The organism is Fictibacillus sp. UD (assembly GCF_043558025.1).
Taxonomy (GTDB): domain Bacteria; phylum Bacillota; class Bacilli; order Bacillales; family Fictibacillaceae; genus Fictibacillus.
Window position 1 is genome coordinate 331,451 of record NZ_JARUHH010000002.1, and the last position, 18,510, is coordinate 349,960.

The window sequence follows — 18,510 nt, forward strand, 5'->3', positions numbered from 1 at the left end:
TAAAACAATAAAAAAATACTACAAATCATTAACTAAAAAGTCAATTAAACATACCTTCCAAAATGACTGAAATCATGGTTGAATACACTGAAAAAGCCGCCGTGTAGGCAGCTTTAGGTAATTATGAACGTATTGTGACTAACTGACTTTCATGGTGTTTTCAACGTAATCACGTTCCGCAAAACGTACGATAAGGTCCTTCTGTGTCAGGTGGAAGTTTCGTGTACTCTTCTTGATCTGGTGTGTGGGCATATGGATTTGTGAGTACGCCAACCAGTTTCTCCATCACGCTGTAGTCTCCACTCTGGGCTGATTCGAGTGCCTCTTCTACTCGGTGGTTTCGAGGAATGACACCTGGGTTGCTGTTGCGCATCAACTCATCTGACTCTAACTTCGATTCAGGCTGTCTCGCTCTTCTTTCCTGCCACTTTTCTTGCCATGATGCGAATTCTTCTGATCCAAACAACTTTGCGCAATCTTTCGTACCAAACGTTAATTTACTGAAGGTGTTCGTAAAGTCCGCTTCATGTTTCTGCATCAGATTAAGCAGTTCTTCAATCAGGGCTGTATCTTCTTTCTCTTCATTAAACAACCCGAGTTTCGATCTCATTCCTCTAAAATAGTTTGCATGATACAACTCAGAAAATCCATAAAGAACCTCTTGAGCCATTTCAACGGCTTTTTCTTGATCTTCATGCAGCAACGGCAATAGAGTTTCTGCAAATCGCGCAAGGTTCCAACCCGCAATACGTGGCTGATTGGCGTAAGCATAACGGCCTTCTCGATCAATGGAACTGAAGACAGTCACTGGATTATAAATATCCATGAACGCACACGGTCCATAATCGATCGTTTCCCCACTGATCGTCATGTTGTCAGTGTTCATTACCCCATGAATAAAACCAGCCAGCTGCCACTTCGAGATGAGATAGGCTTGACGCTCGATTACTTTTTTTAGCAGGTTCAAATACCGTTTTTCATCCATACCGATTTCTGGATAATGCCGCTCAATCGCATAGTCAGCGAGCTCCTTCAGTTCCTCAGGTGTTCCCCATTTTGCTGCGAATTCAAAGGTACCCACTCTCAAATGACTGGACGCCACGCGCGTCATAATCGCACCAGGCAAGTTGGTTTCACGAATGATTGACTCTCCTGTTGTTACAACGGCAAGGCTGCGAGTGGTCGGGATCCCAAGCGCATGCATCGCTTCACTGATGATGTATTCACGCAGCATCGGTCCAAGAGCCGCCCGACCGTCACCTCCACGGGAATAAGGCGTTCTCCCTGATCCTTTAAGCTGAATATCAAAACGCTCACCTTGAGGCGTAATCTGCTCACCGATCATCAAGGCACGCCCATCACCGAGCATGTTAAAATATCCGAACTGATGGCCAGCGTATGCTTGTGCAAGTGATGATGCTCCTTCAGGCAGCTTATTTCCGACAAACACAGCAATGTTTTCTTCGTTTTGAAGTGCCTCAATGTCTAAACCAAGCGATTCGGCTAAGATTTCATTAAGCACCACTAATTTCGGTGAACGAACAGGATTCGTATTTATAGTAGAAAAGAATTTTTCCGGTAGACGAGCATAGCTATTGTCTAAGTTCCATCCCGTATCTTTTGTCATGTGATCTCCTTTAATGATTTTCTATTTGTTATCGTTTTTCTAATTCCACAGTAACACAATGCAAACTTTAATTGGTCTCGTTCTGCTCATTTATTATTCCCTAATGCATACAAAAAGAGCCTGTCACAAATGCACCATAAATGAATTAATAAGACATTAAGTAATCGAATTAAAAATAAAATATAGATAAATAGAAATTTTTTATATTAAAGTAAAATTATAGAAATAAGCATATGTAAATGGTAAGATATGTCTGGCAAAGTATCGAAAAATTAGGGGGATCATTTTGAAAAAATTCTTTAGAGAACATCCTATTTTATTTGCTGTTTTTATATTATTAGCATCACGTTTAGTAGGATTAGGTGTAGTAAATATTATTAAGCTATTTCAACCAGACATTGACATAATAAAAGATTTAGGTTGGCTCATACAAATCCTTTTTGCATCCACTTCTGTTGCACTTGTGTATTGGTCAGGTGATGTAAGAGGAAACGGATTAGCAAAACCTGTGTCGAAGAAAGAATGGTTACTGTGGATACCGCCCTTAATTCTTCCTATTTACATTTTCTTATCTCTCGGATTTCATGTAAGTGACCCTTCAAAAATGATAATTTTAATTGTTTCTGCTTTATGTGTAGCAGTCAATGAAGAAGTCATCTTTAGAGGGGCACTTGTAAAAGGATTTCTTCGTTTTGGAACGATGGTTACCCTTTTTGTTCCATCAATACTTTTCGGTCTTATTCATTTAGGAAATATCTTGGTAGGCGGAGATGTCAAATTCGGTGTATTCCAAGCTCTTTGGACAACCGCAGCAGGAATCGCATACACTGCTTTAGTCCTTCGTAATGGAAGTATCTTGCCTGCTATTGTCTTTCATTTTGTTTTAGATCTTACAGAATATTTCGCAACAGGCGAAAACGGTGTACACGAATTAGGCTTTTCGACAGAAAGACTGTCCATATTTTTAGCACTAACAATTCTTTTTGCTATTTATGCTTTGTACATGTACTTCAAAAATACGAGGAGGCTCATAAGTGAATAAAATATTCCTGAAATTAGAAGGATTCGCTGTTTTGATATTAAGCCTTTATTTTTATCAATATTATCAATTTAGTTGGGTTTTATTTTTCATTTTAATATTTGCACCGGACATATCCATGATCGGATACTTTCTGGACAATAAAATCGGTGCATTAATATATAATATATTTCACACTTATATTATAAGTATTCTATTCATTTTTTTCGGACTATTATTAACTAGCGAAACACTCTTAGCAATCGGTATCATTTGGTCTGCGCATATCGGAATGGATAGAATGATTGGGTATGGTTTAAAATATTCAACAAGTTTCAAAGACACTCATTTAAATCGCATTTGAATTCTCGCGTAAATAAAGTCAAGCTCATAGAAAAAAGCAACTGATTTGGTATCAGTTGCTTTAGTTCTGTTTCAAAAACTATTTTCCATTTTTCATATGTAATTAATTTTTATTTAATTTTTAACACATATAATTCTTCGTTATCAACGATTTTTCCAGTATTGATAAAACCTAAATTTTCGTATAAACGTTTTCCTAATTTATTTTTAGGATCTGTTGATAAATAAATTTCTTTGCAATCATCTATTTTTTTCATTTCTTCAATGACGAGTTGTATAGCTTCTTTTCCATACCCATTTCCTTGAAATTTATTATCAACCATGATTCGACACAATTCATAATTATCCATCACGGTTGAGTATCCATACATGGTAAAGCCAATTAATTGTCCATCTTTTTCAATTGCTTTTGTTGTCCACGTTTTTTCAAACTGAGCTTGTACCAAAGATAAGGCATTCGATGCTACAAATTCCTCACAAATAGTTGGCATATTCTCACTTGTTGACAAGAAAATTACATCTACCCAATTCTTTTCATTTATTTCTATTAGTTTAATCATCGATACACCTTCCAAATTTTATATATACCTCAGTTGTAAAACAAAAATAAGATAGCAGCTATATCGCCATGAAATATCTTTTAAGACGATTCAGAATATAAAAAAATCCCCCTATAAATATCTTCAACCAGACTTACGAAGAACATCAATCCCTAGTCCGAAATAGATAGCACCATACCTTACAAATCGTCTTAACGAAGCATTATTTCTTGATACCTCTTTTTGATCCAAATAAAAGTCTTGTTGTTCCTTAAAAACAATTAATAAACTTCCAATCATTAAACAAGCTATACTTGCGATGATAAGCCATACCATTTTCATACACCCGTTCTTGTAGTTAAGAATACGGTGATGTACTTCAAGTTGTTATTGACTTCATTATACATTTAATTCCCTATTTTTTACATGATAGATATTAGTTAGGATGGATCGTTTAATTATCGATTATCTGATCAAAGGGTTGAACTCGTTAATTGAATAAACTTTAAAGGATAAAGTATATGTCCTTTAAGAAATGAATGCATAAAACAAACGACCAGACAAAATTTTATATCCAATTACTATGCTATTACTCTATTTTTCTAAAGAAAATTATTTCTCAGACATCTCATCTGCAGCTTTCCGTTTATGTTTTTCATCAATGATTTTCTTGTTAAGGATTCTAACTTCGCCGACCATTAACAACCTCATATCTTCTACTATATACTTAGCTAACTCTTCATCGGTAATATCATCTCCTTCAATATCAAGACGGAATTCTTGCCCTTGTATTCCACCGCCGTTTGTAAATTCGATTTCAAAGTCAAATTGAACTCTTTTATCCATTTCAGATCCACCTCTGATTAGTTATAGGTTGTTAATAGATACCTATTCTTGTTAGTTGAAACAATTACCTTCACGAATAGAACTGCTCTTAAGTTCAATAAAAAAAGAGCTGTTTAGCTCCCTGAATTTTTAACAACACAATATGTTTATTCATCAGTAATTATTCCATCATCAAAATGAATGTTTTGAAATTGCGTTGTTCCAAATTTTTTATAGGTGATTCTTAACGTGTTTATATCATTAATGGGATTTGTACCATTGAATTCAACTCGTAATACTAAGTAAAAACCATCATTTACTTTGTATCCCTTAAGTCGAACAAAATCGTCATCTAATCCATCTTCTCTAACACTATCTTCATCAAGTGCACCAATTCTTTCTGTACTCGCTATAAAGGGTTGGATCGAAAATTCTATATCGTCTTTTCCAACAATTGTTCCATCTCTTTTTATAAATTCCATTTTTTCAAGTCTTGGCTTTCCAATCCCATCCCATTTAAATGGATATCCAATGTAATAGGGTTTTCTGTCTTCAAGATTTTCTATCCCTACTGATGCATGACCCCATTTTGTAAATTCTCCGTCTTCACTTATAAAGTTAAATGTCCACCAAAGACCTAAAAGGAGCATTGTTGTACAAAAAAACAACAAAGTAACCTTTTTCTTCATTTCCCCACCTCTATTTTCTTTTCGTTAGCCCGATCCAAGCATAATAGATGATCCATAATGAAAGAACTATCAATATGGCATAATGCTTCTTCCCTGAAGGAAGGTAAACGAGCAAGAGACTTCCTATAATGATTGACGGGACTAGCAGGCAAGAAATAATTTTTCCAATGCATATTACTTCACACTCTTTCTTTACTTCTAATACTCCATCGAATCTGCAACTTCCAACAGGTCTTCCATCTTAAACTCTGAACCCATCAGCATCATTCCATAGTGATAATCGTCTTTTTTCCAACGAATCGACTTTACATCTGATGTATCACTTTCAATGACAACCTCTGTTCCATCATCCAACTTTGTCGTCTTTCCTTTTCCTTCATCATGGAAGTTCGTGTTTTTATTATGAAACGTTGTAACGTTTAGAACTGCTCCTTTCCCGTTTCCATACACAAACTCGGTGTGTGTGATATCCCCTTTTGGATCTCCAGGTGGTTCCCCGGCGTACCTGAGTTGGACATGTTTTGGTTTAAACGGCAGTATTTCTGGTGCCGCCAACCTTTCCTGCACGCTCTCTGGTAATTCCTCCACCATCATCTTTACATCTGGATAATCCTTCTTTAACTGTTCAACAGTTTCGTTCTCACTGCATGCCGTTAACATGATCAATAATAAAAATCCAAATATTCTTTTCATGTCATTCCCCCCTGCTCCTCTATATTCGGTTTTATGGAATATAATTCCTGTTCCAATCAAATCATGGAGCCGAAATCATCCCTTTCATTTTCAATGTATGCGAGAACACCGATGAAAAAAGACGCAACTCTTAAGAATTACGCCTTTTCCACTCAGTAACTTATAAAATTTTCTCCATGGATATTCTCGTATTTGAATATCCTAGCTTCTTATATAATCGATATGCGCCGTCATTCTTACCGAACACACTCAATCCGATCGACTTCACACCAGCAGTTTTAAGAATTTCTTGAAGCTTTTCTAACGTCTTGCTTCCATACCCTATGCCTCTTTTCGGCTCATCTATTAAGATGTGATATAAGTAAGCTTGGTTGATTTCAGAAATGATACTGTACCAAAGAACGCCTACTTTTTCATTTGAATGGTCGTCTACTATATTGTACAAATATTGTCCTTTCGTAGCTAAACCATCCTTAAACATATCATTCATCATCATTTCAGATTCTTCTAACGCTTGCTCCATTGTTAAGTCAAAGTTCTTCGTAATGTCTTGAGCATAATCAGGAATCATAAAATCCAAATATCTTTTAAACTCTTCTTCGTTAACTTTACATAATGTTATCATTCTATCTCTCCATTCTATTTTTCCGAATCAAATCATTAGAAAGGAGTAAACAGAGGTATTTTTATATAAATCATTTATCATGAATAAACACCTTCGTTTACTCATGGTCTCCATGGTACGCACATAAAGTTATTGGACATTTGCAATCCTCCTTAGACACACAATAATTTTACCATAAAAATACATTTACTCTTTCATGTGATCTTCTACAAATTCTCTCATCTCTTCTTTTAACTTTTTAGCTGATTCATCCATAAGTTCACCTGTCACCTTGCTTCCTAGAATGTTTTTTGAAACTGGCATTCCTAGAAGAGTGCGTTCGCATTCCCAAATTTTTATAGTATGTAAATCTATCAGTTCGTCAGTTTCATCAATCAATCCTAATGAAATTGAACTGCAATAACCTGGCTGGAAAGGATCTTCTCCATCTTGGTCATAACTTCCCTCTAATTTCATTCGAACACTTTTGACATTCTGAAATTCATTTAGTACCGTCTCAAGCAGTTTCTTTAGTTCCTGCTCTTTTTCTCTAATCTCCTTTTTTAATTGGGGAGTAAAATCACCTTGTTTGTATATCATTTGCATTCAGCATCCTTTAGCTCTAATTGTGCAATGGTACTCGCACTTCACCTACTTAAAGAAATGACCACGTCAATTTACTTTCTTCTTCACTTCACTCTCATACTTTTCTACGAGTGCGTTATTGGATGACACTCCATACTTCTTTTCTAGCTTTGGTTTCAGTTTTAACCACATCACGTTCTTTTCGTATAGGTCGCGGTCGAATTGATGATTAAGCTGAGCAAGCGACAATCCTAAAGCATCTGCATACGCTAGGTGTTTAGGCAAATCACTTTGATCGGGTCCAGCTTTAATAAATTGGTCCACTTCTTCCTCTGTAGCGGTGACTCCATATTTCTGTTTGGCGATCGTTTTCCATGCTTTATCCTCATCCATCGCATTTTTTGCTAGGTGTACAGCTTGTTTCTCAGTTAACTCTGTCTCATAATACAACTTTTCCTGAACGAGTGTTCGAATGAGCCATTTGTTAAGCCGCTCATCACCATCTGCCATTTTTCCCGCCTCAGATATGGCGTTATGAAAGACTTTTTTGTAATCATTAAAAGTATATGTATCCAGTATTTCTTTTTGTTCTGCTTCACTTTTCATCTTGATATTTACCGAGTTATTTCCTTGTAATTGGCAACCTGCTATAAGGAATATTACGAACAAACTAGTGAAAATCATTTTATTAAACAGCACTTCTCAGTAATACCTCTTTTCACAGCTTTCGGAATTCTGTTGTTACTGTTCAAAACATATTTGAATTAAACGCTTTTATAAAAGGAATAAAACATATAATATTTTAAAATACATTAGAGGTGAAAAATAAAAATAATAAGCCATTGTTCTTCAGGAAACGCACCCGATTGTCGAAGAGAGTCTCACGCCCCTACATTTTGTTCATGTCTTTACGCTGCATACAAGTTTCTCCTGGTATTCTATCAGGGATTTTCCGTTTACCATTTTTTCTATCAATTATAAAACCAATGATTAATGAAATAAGAATTATTCCAATAAACACGACCAATAATGTCACACGAACACCTCCAAAGCATTATTAAACATTCCTGCACCGTTTGTTTAATAAGTTTCATTATAAAAGCCGTTTATCCTTCTTAGATCAACGCACCCGATTGTGGAATAAGAAAATATTTATATTTTAACAAAAGTAGTCACACTTCTCTTTGATGCAATAGTACGTCTTACAAGTTCTTCTTTCCATTTCTTCGAGTTTAGCTGGTATTCACCATATTGGTCTTTATAGGTCTTTTTTAAGATATTCACAGTTCTAGCTTTTTCTGGAAAATTATAAGACAAAGGTATACCATTCCGTCCTTCTTCAAATATGTACTGTTCTACAACATCACCTAATTCCATAAATGAATCCAAAAATGTAATAAATTCAATGGTCTCCCCTCCATATTCATAAACATAAGGGAGTGTAAATGGTAAAAGTTCTTTATAAGCTTCACCACTTTGAAATGGAAAATCATTACCGATTGAATGGTATTCAGGAATTGATTTCAAAGTTGCAATAAAATAATGACAAGTCATTACTTACTTCCTCTCAATATACACATTCTAAAAAAGGGTCATGTTCAACAATCCTGCACGTTTGTTGAATATGAGTTTGTATATTTTTATATTAAATTATTTATTCGATTGAGCTGTCTTTTAATCCTTTTCTGCTAAAAATCGTAGGTCATTTGAAAGGTGAATTCGCATTCCAAAACGCAGCGTGACAATAGTTAATGTCGTCTTGCTAAAACGTGTGCGAATTGAGGCGCTAATTAAGGTGATAAAAGTGGTGTTTTTTAACCAAAACACTTATATACCAATAAAAAATCGCAACGAATTACGCTGCGATTCATAGTGCTAATTACTATGCAATTTGGGTTGTTTTTTCTCGGTTTCTCCCTCAAAAGAGATTGTCTGGACGTTTTTCATAAAAGTATCCCTTTGTGGAAGATAGAGAATTCTTCTATTAAGTGTTCTGTTCTTTGTTTAGTAACATCAGTCAAAATATCTGGCCATTTACTTTATGATTTTATTAAATACTATTGGAAAACTGCTCATCCTTTTGAGCTATGCAAATCTGTTAGCTGTATCTCGTAGAAGCGCATTTTCCAACTATATGACTAAAGAAATCTTAACGCTCTTTTGACTTTCATTGCAAAATTCAGTGGATCGTCAACATCTTCAATATTAACGTAAATCAAATTTGGGTCATCAAACAACCACTCGTTGTGTATGGACGAAACTTCTATTCCTTGATTAATAATTGCACTAACAAATTCAGCTACTTCTTTTTGCAAGAGTGCTACCCTACCTAGACATAAAGCTCTTCCACTTTGATCTCTAGATTCGTATGAGAAAGAAGTTGTAACTCTAAATTGTTTTCCCATGATATTTGCATTAATATCTTCTCGACTTATTGTTGCCACACATTTTCCACCGGCGAATCCAGCTTGTCCACCGATAATTCTTGCAAACTCTTGACAAGTTGATTCTTCATTCATCTTCATAAATTTTTCACTCCTATCACTATTACTATTACTATTAGGTTATGAAAGATTGAATGGATTCGAAATGGACATTAATCTAATCATTCAAAAAAAAGATTTTGTTAAATTAAAGAATGGAAATATTTAAACCAAGTGCTGAAAGTGATTTTTCACTTCAAAAACTTTAAATATTAAAAAATCGTAGCGTATCTGCTGCGATTTTCTTTCCTATAAGGTCTTCGTTAAACTCTTGAATAACTGTATAATTCGTCTTTTACCGAAGTCTTCCTTAGTATCTATCCGTCTTTCAAAAAAGTAAGGCTGCCCCAAAATTCAGGACAGCCTCAACGTTACTAATAATTTTTAAAGTTTAATACCCAGCTTTTCTTTTACTTCTTTTATCTGCAAGATATGACGTTGTTCATGATACCCTACGAATGGAATCCATTGTTTTAAGCTGATGTTTCCGAATATCGGATGAGGAAATCCCTTTTCCTCTAATTCTTTTTCATCTGCCGTGTTGTCGATTTCCTTCAGTTTTTGATGCGTGGCAGCCAGCTTCATTTTTAATTCCTGTAATGTGGCAAATTCGTCACTTGGCACCGCGAATTCAGGTGCATCAACCTTTATTTCACGATTGATCGTTGCTTCGATGGGCTTTGAACGGGCATTCACAGCTTCCCCATTTTTTAGTTGATGTGCGATTGTTTTCCCGATTCCACCTTCCATTAAATATAAATGTTCAAGGATTTGCTTGATCGACCATTCGTGATCGGAGGGCTTTTTGTTCAGGATTTCATCCGATAAGCCATCCACTTCATTGTACAAATCTTCTCGGGCTTTATCATTAATAAGCATGTTTGATCACCTTTTATAAATCTGACTTGATACGATTTTATCATGAAACGTTCAAATTATTGTTGCTGTAAGTTTTGCATTAGGAAGAGAAAAAGCATTCCGAATCCGAAATGCTTTTTGCTCGCTCTTTATTTTAATTGACTGATAAAAGGTCCATAGTTTCTTGGTGTACGCTGAACAGACAGCCATTTTAGTGTGGTGAATTCTTCTAGCACCCACTCACCGTTAAATCGGCCAAGTCCAGAATCTTTTTCTCCGCCAAACGGCATATGTGGTTCGTCATTTACTGACTGATCGTTCACGTGGATCATACCTGTGTGAATATCATGCGCGATGTTTGTCGCGTGTTCAATATTCGTTGAATGAACCGCTCCGCTAAGACCGTACGGATACGCATTCGCCATTTGAATCACGTCTTCATCCTTTTCAAACGGAATGAGTACAGCGACAGGTCCAAAGATTTCATTTTTCGCAAGAGGCATCTCGTTGTTCACGTCCGTTAGAACAGTCGGCTCCAGAACATTTCCTTCTGCACTTCCGCCTAAAGCGACTTTCGCACCTTGCTCAACGCTTGCCTCTACATCTTTTAATATTCGATCTACTTGTTCACGATTGATCAGCGGACCAACGTTTGTGTCTTTTCTAGAGGGATCGCCGTATTTAAGGTTCTTAGCGCGTTTGATAAATGTTTCTGCAAACTCATCGTAAATTTCTTTGTGGACAAAGATCCGGTTGATCGCCATACAAATCTGACCTTGGTGATAAAATTTACCGAAAAGCGCTGAATCTACAGCCTGATCGATATCGGCATCTTTTAAAGCGATAAACACGTTGTTGCCGCCTAATTCAAGTGCAGTCTTTTTCAGGTTCTTACCAGCAAGTTCACCAATATGGCGGCCAACTTCTGTAGACCCTGTAAACGAGATAAGACGCGGTGTTGGGTGAGTTACGATTTCATCACCAATTTCTGAGCCTCGTCCAACAATAACATTAATAAGACCTTTTGGAAGACCAGCTGCTTCAAAGATACTTGCGAATATGAGTCCTCCTGTAACAGGTGTATCTGTCGCTGGTTTAATAACGACTGCATTTCCTGTCGCTATGGCAGGTGCAATGGAACGGATCGCCAAATGGAACGGGAAATTCCATGGACTGATGATTCCAATAACCCCTAGCGGATTTCGATATACTCGATTTTCCTTACCTGCTGTTTGCGAAGGCATGATCAAACCTTCCATACGATACGGATACGTCGTCGCTTCTTTTAGAATATTGAGTGAAGCTCGGAACTCAGAAATGGCCTTCATATATGTGCTGCCTGATTCTTTGATGATCCAGTCTAAAATGAACTCTTCATTCTCCTGCATCACTTCAACAACTTTTTCCAATACAGCGCGTTTGTTTTGTGGAAGCTCGTTCGCCCAATCAGCTTGTGCGATTCTTGCTGCTTCATACGCTTCGTCTAAATCTTCCTTCGTTGCGGCTTGAACCGTAACGAGTTCTTCTCCAGTAAACGGATTGGCGTTTACCATCTTGCTGTCGCTTCTTCCTTTTCTCCATTCACCATTGATATATATATTTGAAAAATCAGTGTTCATAAAGTTGCACACTCCTTTTTACTAACTAAAGATTAGTTAAGACCTTACTCCTTTTCAATCATGTTGTAAATTTATCTGCTTCAACTGAATTATGTGATTTTTTAACCATTCGGAATTTATTGATTGCATAAAAGATGTTCATTTTTTTATAATGGTGGTGAATGGAGGCTGGTAGAAATGGCAAATCATTTTGCCGGAATCAAACGCTGCTCATGCAAAGCCTAATAGGGGCGATCCTTTGTATGGGCGTATAGTTTAAGTAAGTTTTTCGCCCGAACATGAGTAATCGTTTCTAAGAATGGGCTTTGCACCTTATTCTCTTTTCATTAAAAAATAAGGAGCTGAATGCAGTGAATTCACCATTCATTAGAAACCATCAATATAACCTCATAAAAAAACAGGTCGGACAGTTGCAGCATGCCTGCAACAATGGGGCTGACCCGAAAGTAATAGAAGCCGTTGAGGCGAGTGTTCAATCTAAAATTCTAGAATCTTTTTCAGGGATTTCAGAATCTCAAAAAGAAGTGGTAAATAAGGTGCTAAACTTACGTAAAACCGAAGACTTCCAACACTACCTAAAATCTCTAGAACCTTACTTAAAAGAATTCACACCCGTTTCAGGAAAACAGATTGACAAACTTTTCCCTAAAAATAAAAAGTTAAAAACCCCGGATATGCATGTAATCGATTTTCGCCAGATTAGTTACCTTGGCTGGGTTGATATCGCAACAAATAAATTGTTCCTTGTTTATCATCTAAACGGACAATTAGTAGGCGTACAAGGCCGATTCACCCCAGCAAATAAAGGGATCTGCTTTTTATGTAATGGAATTGGAGACGTTGCGTTATTTTCAGCGATAACAAAATCGAAACCAGCGAACGCTTCACCTGATTACTATAAAGCAATCGGAAACTATTTATGCGTGGATAGTCAGGCCTGTAACAAAAGAATCACGGATATGACGACATTGGAGAATTTTTTGAAAGAGGTTCTTTATTAACAGCTAATTTCGGCAAGGATTAATAAACTGACAAAAACCAAACCAGAGCATGTATGCCCTGGTTTGGTTTTTCATTTGAAATTAACTTCAATTTTACTCTTCAATGGCAGGAAAATGTGGTACAACTTCTTCTCCAAGTTCTTGTATCACTTCTTCTGCTGGTCTTTCGCTGTCAAACAGAGCAAAAAACAGATGGTTCACTCCTGTCTCTTTATACACATGCAGCAAGTCGATCAAATGGTTCCGGCCAAGTCTAAAGCCTAAACGGATCGGTTGAGGTCCTTCATTTGGATTCTCAGCCAGATCAAGGTGCATCGGCTGTGTAAATGGTTTAAACGTATGGGGATGGAAGTGATTCACTAACTCTCTCCACCTTTCAATCGTAACCTGCTGATATTTAGGACTTCTAGGGTAGTACATCCAGCCATCGCCATGCTCAGCAAACCATTCCATGTCCTGTTGGGCATAGCCTGTTATAAAAGTCGGGATTCTTTTTGCAGGTTTTGGTACGAGATTCGCCGCATGGATATTTCCTCGAGAAGAACGAATAGACGGAAATTCGTTATATAACACTTTAATTAAATATTGAAATGCTTCAATAAACGCTTCTCCCCGCTTTTCATGGGATACACCTAATGCAGCAAAATCTGCACGCCGGTCACCTGAAGAAACACCTAACAACAAGCGTTCTGGAAACAATTGATCGAGTGTTGCAATTTCTTTCGCTACACGTAATGGATGACGCAATGGCAAAACAGCAGCGGCTGTTCCTAAAGCAATCTCCTTTGTTTGGCTCGCCAAATAAGTCATATAAATCATCATATCGTAAATTTGTCCAACAGCAGGATCTCCAAAGTTCGGATCTTCCAATAGGACATCACGAAACCATAAACTTGTAAAACCTAATTTCTCAGCTAACTGCGACAGCTCCACTTGTTGTTCCATTGTAGGCGTCGCAAATCGGTAATTTTCAAGAGGGATATGCAACCCAAGTGTCAATTCTCCCTCTTTATACATACGTTTATACGATTTATGATTTTCGAATGGATTCATCTGTCATTCCCTCCCATTTTAAAAATGTCGTTCACAAATAAAATCATACTCTTCTTTAAGCAAAGTAAAAGTACGCACTTTAAAGTACGATAGGCACTTTGAAGTAATTATTGGATTGTAACCGTGTATCAAAGAGTAAGAGACAGCGAATTGGATTTTCGGTACGTGTTCTGTTCGCGCAGCGATACACTTTTTACGCGCAGTAAGACCCGGTTTACCCTCAGTGAAAGCCGTTTTTCGCGCAGAAACGGCCTGTTTGCGCGCAGATATGGTCACTTTGCGCGCACATCGTCTCTCTAGCACCAAAAAACAGCTTCACTTGCCCACTCAAACCCAATATTCCTAGCTTAAAAACACTTACAAAATAAAAAACTGACATCATAAGGTAACGTTAAGTACCTTTTGATGCCAGTTTCGAACTTTTATAACTTGTTATTTCTTATTTTTCCACTCGTCAACTAATAATCCGTAAATGACATGATCGACATAGTGATCATACAGCCACTCTGCTTGCCGGATTGTTCCTTCCTTTGTAAATCCGAGTTTTTCAGGAATCGCACGGCTCTTTCTGTTTTCTTCAGCTACACGTATTTCGATGCGGTTCAAACCAAGCTCTGTAAAGCCATACTCCACATATGACTGACACGCGCGTGCCATGATGCCTTTTCCTTGAAACTCCTGACCGAGCCAATACCCCATAACACCAATTCTGTGGGTTTTGTTCAACTCATTAAATCCAATAATTCCAGCAATCTTTCCTTTATAGATGATTGCTGTTGTTTTTGGAAACCCGCCAGTTTCAATCACACCATTTAATGTCGCTTTTATGAATTCTAAGGAATCTTCTTCTTTATTCGTATAATCCAGCCAGCCTAGCCATTCTTTTAAATACGCTTTGGCTTGAATGGTCAGATTGAAGAACTCTTTAGCATCATTCACATTAAATAATCTAAGTGATAGCTCCTCATCAATTTTATGTAAAAACATCACACAAACCCCTTTTATTTCTAACTGTACCATAAAAATCCATTGTGCTGTTTCGCACAAGGGAATCGACTTACATCTTTATTACAAAGTTACTTCTTTTTGCTGAATAATTCTTTTCGCTGCAAAAACAAATGCGAACGATAAAACTGTCAGCCAAATAAGTGCAACGATAGGATATAGCAATGGCAGTCCTAACAGATTAATCGTATGAAAGTGAGCAAAGAAAAACTCAACCTGCATGATATAGAAAAACGAGAAGCTGAACAGGTACTCGATCCAGTTCGGCAAGGTCATTCCGCCTACAATCATGAAAGGTACGGCAAGAATCGCACCATTAATAAAGAAGGAAGTTAATGCATTTTTACAGAACGATGAAACCAAAATGATGCATAGAGCAAAACTTAAGGCTGCCAGTAAATGAAAACTTAATTGAATCAGATGATATTCTAACATCGTAAAGCTGTATGGCGAAAAATAATACTCAAATATATTTTGTATAGGCGTTGACCATCCTGAAAATCCATACTGAATTCCATTCCACGCGAGGTTGAAAATCTCCCAGGCGATGACAACGGATGCCGTATAAATAAAAGATGCGAGAACTTTTGACCAAAGTAAGCTGCTTCTGCCTTTACTCGAACTTAGAATATATTGATCCACACCTGAACTGTATTCTTTTGTGTAGGTAGCAGAAAGTCCAATAAGCAGCATGCAGCCGGTTAAGAGAATAGAGAATAAACTCGTATATTCAATGATTTGCATAGGTCCCTTATTATAAGCAAAGTTAGACACATCTACTTTTTGAATCATAGATTTTTCAAGCTCAGTATTGTAATCCTGTTTTTGCTCAATCTCTTGATATCTGTTTTTCATCTGCCTTTCTGACCCTTTTATGAATGCAATCGTTTCATAAATTATGCCATGAGTATGTTCCTTTTCATTCACAAACTCACCATTTTGATTCTCTTTACCTTCTTCCACCCTTTTTTCCACCATCTCATTAAACTTTGTGTTTTGTTTATCAGCGAGTTCCACCTTTTCTGCCGTTAACGGGCCTTCCCACTCTCGATACATGTCTTTTTCCCAGCCGGGCGTGTAATTGTAAGTAAAACCCGTTGTAAATAAGAGGAGAAGAAAAAAAGTCAGATAAATGGTTCGCTGCTTAAAAATTTTGTAGAGTTCAAATTTCAACAGCTGCCTCATGCTGTTTCCTCCTCATCAAAGTAGTATAGGTACAAATCCTCTAGATTCGGAACATCATGAACGGCATCGTCTTCTGGCTGATGATCACTAAGAATTCTGAGCTGGTACTTATTATCGATTCGCGCTATGTTACCCACTCGATAGTCAGCTTGATATTTCGTTACTTCTTTTTCATCGTCAATCAGGAGCGTCCACACCTTGTCCTCAATACCCTTTAATAATCTTTGAGGTGTTTCTTTTTTCACAACCTGACCTTCTTTTAAGATCAGAACTTCTTTCGCGATAAATTCGATATCTGAAACGATGTGAGTGGATAAGATGACAATTCGATTGGCAGAGATTTTAGATAACAGATTTCTAAACCGGATTCGTTCTTTTGGATCAAGACCCGCTGTTGGTTCATCGACAATTAATATTTTAGGATCGTTGAGCAGCGCCTGTGCAATTCCAATACGCTGCTTCATCCCTCCTGAAAATCCTCCAATTTTTTCACGGTGATGACTAGCTAAGCCAACTAACGCCAATACATCTTCCACTTTTTCGTTTGTTTCCTCTTTTGGCAGTCCTTTTAAAGCCGCTACATATTTCAAAAATTTCTCTGCCGAAAAGTTTTTATAAAAGCCGACATGCTGCGGCAAATAGCCGATCAAATCACGATACTTTTCATCCATAATTGTGATGTCTTGCCCGTCCAAATAGATTTGACCTGAACTCGGTTTCATCACGTTCGCCAGTATGCGCATCAGCGTTGTTTTCCCCGACCCATTGGCACCGAGTATTCCGTATACACCTGTTGTCAGTTCCAAGTTGATTTCATTCAGAGCTTTTTTATCGCCAAAGCTTTTGGTCAATTTATTGATGGTTAATTTCAAATGTTACACCCCTTTTATAAATGTTGGCGGCTTGGAACAGTCCAACGATTGTTGCCACTGCGATTAACGCTAGGAATATTTCGACTGGTGCACTTTCCATTCTTTTGATCATTAGCGGCTGAGCGAGCAGCGTGCTAGCACCTAACCAAATAACGATTCCAACGGTTACGGCATAGATTTTTCTGAACCTTGTCACAAGCAATAACGATAGAGCTGTAACACAGGTAAACGGAGTCAGCCAATATAACATCAGCTTTGAAACCATCAATTCGTGGCTAAGCATCTCAAGGCTTATTGTAAGTAACACATTGAGTCCAAGATTGAAGCTTCCCACAACTAACATTTTTGAAAGAAGGATCTCTTGAAAGCTGTACTTGTATGACATTTCGAGTTCTGCCATGCCAGCATTTTTACTTTTGATTACCTCGATTAATCCCGTAATTGTAGGAATTGGGGCAAGCGTCATCATCATGACATAGGGGTTAATCTCACTTAACAAAACCCCTAATAAAGCAACCAGAAATAATAGTCCGTTAGCGATCCAGAATAATGAACTCATATAAAAGACTTCTTTGTAAGCATGTTTTGTAATATCAACAACGCTCTGTAGCGCTGAGCTCCATTTGTTTTCTTTTACGGGAACGTATGGCCTAATCGCATTGATTGTCATCATAATTTCATCTTCTGTTGGAAACTCAACATCATATTCATCCAATACGTCTTCTAATTCCAGCTCGAGAAACTCAATTTCGTTATCCATTTCGCTATCTGATGGTTGGTGTGGATTTCTGTTTCTCATCTTCAACACCTCGCTTTAATAGTTTTGCTAATTTCCCTAATCCTTGATGCAATCTGGATTTTACCGTGGAAACATTCGTTTCTGTCACGTCAGCAATCTCTTTGATCTTCATATGATGAAAATACTTTAAGATCAGTACTTCTCTTTGATAGTCAGGCAGGCTGTTAACTGCTGACTTCACCTGTTCTCTCGTTTCTTTCCGTTCAAATATGTAAGGTACATTATTCTGTTCACAAACGAGGGTTTCATTTAGTTCTGTTTGCTTTGATGTCTGGCGATAATCCGCACTTCTCCAATAGTCCCGGCAATGGTTAACCGCTAAAGTATAGAGCCAGCTTGAAAACTTGCCCTTATTGGAATACGACTGAATACGCTGAAACACTTTTATAAAAATTTCCTGCGTTAAGTCATAGGCCGTTTCCCTGTTTCCTACTTTACGGTAAACATAGGCGAAGATTTGCTTATAGTATTTTCGTGTTAAAACTTCCATCGCCGCTTGACTGCCGGCTACTACCTCTTTCACCAACTGTTCATCTTCAGGCATTATCATCACCTCAATTAGTAAGACGAAATGTATTTTAAAAGGATTTAAATTTTTGTGATGCGTAAAATGATTTTTTTATGTAAGTAAATTTACGGTACGTGATCTTATATTTGTTACACAATCGCGCAGTGATCCACGTTTTACGTTG

General features: G+C 37.2%; 22 protein-coding genes. 3 read left to right on the forward strand and 19 right to left on the reverse strand.

Going from position 1 to position 18,510, the window contains the following annotated elements; genetic code table 11:
* Positions 1-169: 169 nt before the first annotated feature.
* Positions 170-1,627, reverse strand: a complete 1,458-nt coding sequence (locus tag P8610_RS05340; RefSeq protein ID WP_394603413.1) for a protein adenylyltransferase SelO — start codon at positions 1,625-1,627, stop codon at positions 170-172.
* Positions 1,628-1,913: 286 nt separating this feature from the next.
* Here P8610_RS05340 and P8610_RS05345 point away from each other — a divergent pair, with 286 nt between their 5' ends.
* Positions 1,914-2,669: a CPBP family intramembrane glutamic endopeptidase gene (locus P8610_RS05345; RefSeq protein WP_394603414.1), complete on the forward strand. Its 756-nt coding sequence runs from the start codon at positions 1,914-1,916 to the stop codon at positions 2,667-2,669.
* A complete protein-coding gene (locus P8610_RS05350) occupies positions 2,662-3,009 on the forward strand; it encodes a DUF4260 domain-containing protein (protein WP_394603415.1) in 348 nt (115 codons plus the stop codon). Before P8610_RS05345 ends, P8610_RS05350 begins: the two co-directional genes overlap by 8 nt.
* Before the next feature lie 109 nt (positions 3,010-3,118).
* Here the strand turns inward: P8610_RS05350 and P8610_RS05355 are convergent, their stop codons facing one another.
* The 12 genes from P8610_RS05355 to P8610_RS05410 form a co-directional block, all read right to left on the reverse strand.
* On the reverse strand, positions 3,119-3,568 hold the full coding sequence (locus P8610_RS05355) for a GNAT family N-acetyltransferase (RefSeq protein WP_394603416.1): 450 nt from the start codon (positions 3,566-3,568) through the stop codon (positions 3,119-3,121).
* Positions 3,569-3,691: 123 nt separating this feature from the next.
* Positions 3,692-3,883, reverse strand: coding sequence for a hypothetical protein (locus P8610_RS05360; RefSeq protein WP_394603417.1), 192 nt, complete (start codon positions 3,881-3,883; stop codon positions 3,692-3,694).
* Positions 3,884-4,159: 276 nt separating this feature from the next.
* Positions 4,160-4,393, reverse strand: a complete 234-nt coding sequence (locus P8610_RS05365; RefSeq protein ID WP_394603418.1) for a cyclase — start codon at positions 4,391-4,393, stop codon at positions 4,160-4,162.
* Positions 4,394-4,539: 146 nt separating this feature from the next.
* The gene (locus P8610_RS05370) at positions 4,540-5,061 is read right to left on the reverse strand and encodes a hypothetical protein (protein ID WP_394603419.1); all 522 of its coding nucleotides are present in this window, start codon (positions 5,059-5,061) and stop codon (positions 4,540-4,542) included.
* A gap of 198 nt (positions 5,062-5,259) precedes the next feature.
* Positions 5,260-5,754 (reverse strand): hypothetical protein, encoded by a 495-nt coding sequence (locus tag P8610_RS05375; protein WP_394603420.1) that lies wholly within the window; start codon positions 5,752-5,754, stop codon positions 5,260-5,262.
* A 160-nt stretch (positions 5,755-5,914) separates the two neighbouring features.
* The gene (locus P8610_RS05380; protein ID WP_394603421.1) at positions 5,915-6,379 is read right to left on the reverse strand and encodes a GNAT family N-acetyltransferase; all 465 of its coding nucleotides are present in this window, start codon (positions 6,377-6,379) and stop codon (positions 5,915-5,917) included.
* Between the two features lie 186 nt (positions 6,380-6,565).
* Complete coding sequence (locus P8610_RS05385; RefSeq protein WP_394603422.1) at positions 6,566-6,958, reverse strand: hypothetical protein; 393 nt, start codon at positions 6,956-6,958, stop codon at positions 6,566-6,568.
* A gap of 72 nt (positions 6,959-7,030) precedes the next feature.
* The gene (locus tag P8610_RS05390) at positions 7,031-7,549 is read right to left on the reverse strand and encodes a hypothetical protein (RefSeq protein ID WP_394603423.1); all 519 of its coding nucleotides are present in this window, start codon (positions 7,547-7,549) and stop codon (positions 7,031-7,033) included.
* Between the two features lie 546 nt (positions 7,550-8,095).
* Positions 8,096-8,497, reverse strand: a complete 402-nt coding sequence (locus P8610_RS05395) for a hypothetical protein (RefSeq protein WP_394603424.1) — start codon at positions 8,495-8,497, stop codon at positions 8,096-8,098.
* Positions 8,498-9,081: 584 nt separating this feature from the next.
* Positions 9,082-9,468: a DUF1259 domain-containing protein gene (locus tag P8610_RS05400; RefSeq protein ID WP_394603425.1), complete on the reverse strand. Its 387-nt coding sequence runs from the start codon at positions 9,466-9,468 to the stop codon at positions 9,082-9,084.
* A 342-nt stretch (positions 9,469-9,810) separates the two neighbouring features.
* A complete protein-coding gene (locus P8610_RS05405) occupies positions 9,811-10,305 on the reverse strand; it encodes a DinB family protein (protein ID WP_394603426.1) in 495 nt (164 codons plus the stop codon).
* Between the two features lie 128 nt (positions 10,306-10,433).
* Entirely contained in the window at positions 10,434-11,903 is a 1,470-nt protein-coding gene (locus P8610_RS05410; protein ID WP_394603427.1) for an aldehyde dehydrogenase family protein, read from the reverse strand.
* A gap of 350 nt (positions 11,904-12,253) precedes the next feature.
* Between P8610_RS05410 and P8610_RS05415 the strand changes: the two genes are divergently transcribed.
* Positions 12,254-12,904 (forward strand): FusB/FusC family EF-G-binding protein, encoded by a 651-nt coding sequence (locus tag P8610_RS05415; protein WP_394603428.1) that lies wholly within the window; start codon positions 12,254-12,256, stop codon positions 12,902-12,904.
* A 93-nt stretch (positions 12,905-12,997) separates the two neighbouring features.
* On the opposite strand, the gene P8610_RS05420 is transcribed toward P8610_RS05415, so the two are convergent.
* The 6 genes from P8610_RS05420 to P8610_RS05445 form a co-directional block, all read right to left on the reverse strand.
* A complete protein-coding gene (locus tag P8610_RS05420; RefSeq protein ID WP_394603429.1) occupies positions 12,998-13,957 on the reverse strand; it encodes an LLM class oxidoreductase in 960 nt (319 codons plus the stop codon).
* Between the two features lie 432 nt (positions 13,958-14,389).
* Positions 14,390-14,944, reverse strand: a complete 555-nt coding sequence (locus P8610_RS05425; protein ID WP_394603430.1) for a GNAT family N-acetyltransferase — start codon at positions 14,942-14,944, stop codon at positions 14,390-14,392.
* A gap of 81 nt (positions 14,945-15,025) precedes the next feature.
* Entirely contained in the window at positions 15,026-16,147 is a 1,122-nt protein-coding gene (locus P8610_RS05430) for a hypothetical protein (protein ID WP_394603431.1), read from the reverse strand.
* Positions 16,144-17,019, reverse strand: a complete 876-nt coding sequence (locus tag P8610_RS05435) for an ABC transporter ATP-binding protein (protein ID WP_394603432.1) — start codon at positions 17,017-17,019, stop codon at positions 16,144-16,146. Before P8610_RS05435 ends, P8610_RS05430 begins: the two co-directional genes overlap by 4 nt.
* Complete coding sequence (locus P8610_RS05440) at positions 17,000-17,818, reverse strand: hypothetical protein (protein WP_394603433.1); 819 nt, start codon at positions 17,816-17,818, stop codon at positions 17,000-17,002. Before P8610_RS05440 ends, P8610_RS05435 begins: the two co-directional genes overlap by 20 nt.
* Positions 17,784-18,362 carry an RNA polymerase sigma factor gene (locus P8610_RS05445; RefSeq protein WP_394603434.1) on the reverse strand — a complete coding sequence of 193 codons (579 nt, stop codon included), beginning with the start codon at positions 18,360-18,362 and terminating at the stop codon, positions 17,784-17,786. Before P8610_RS05445 ends, P8610_RS05440 begins: the two co-directional genes overlap by 35 nt.
* Positions 18,363-18,510 lie beyond the last annotated feature (148 nt).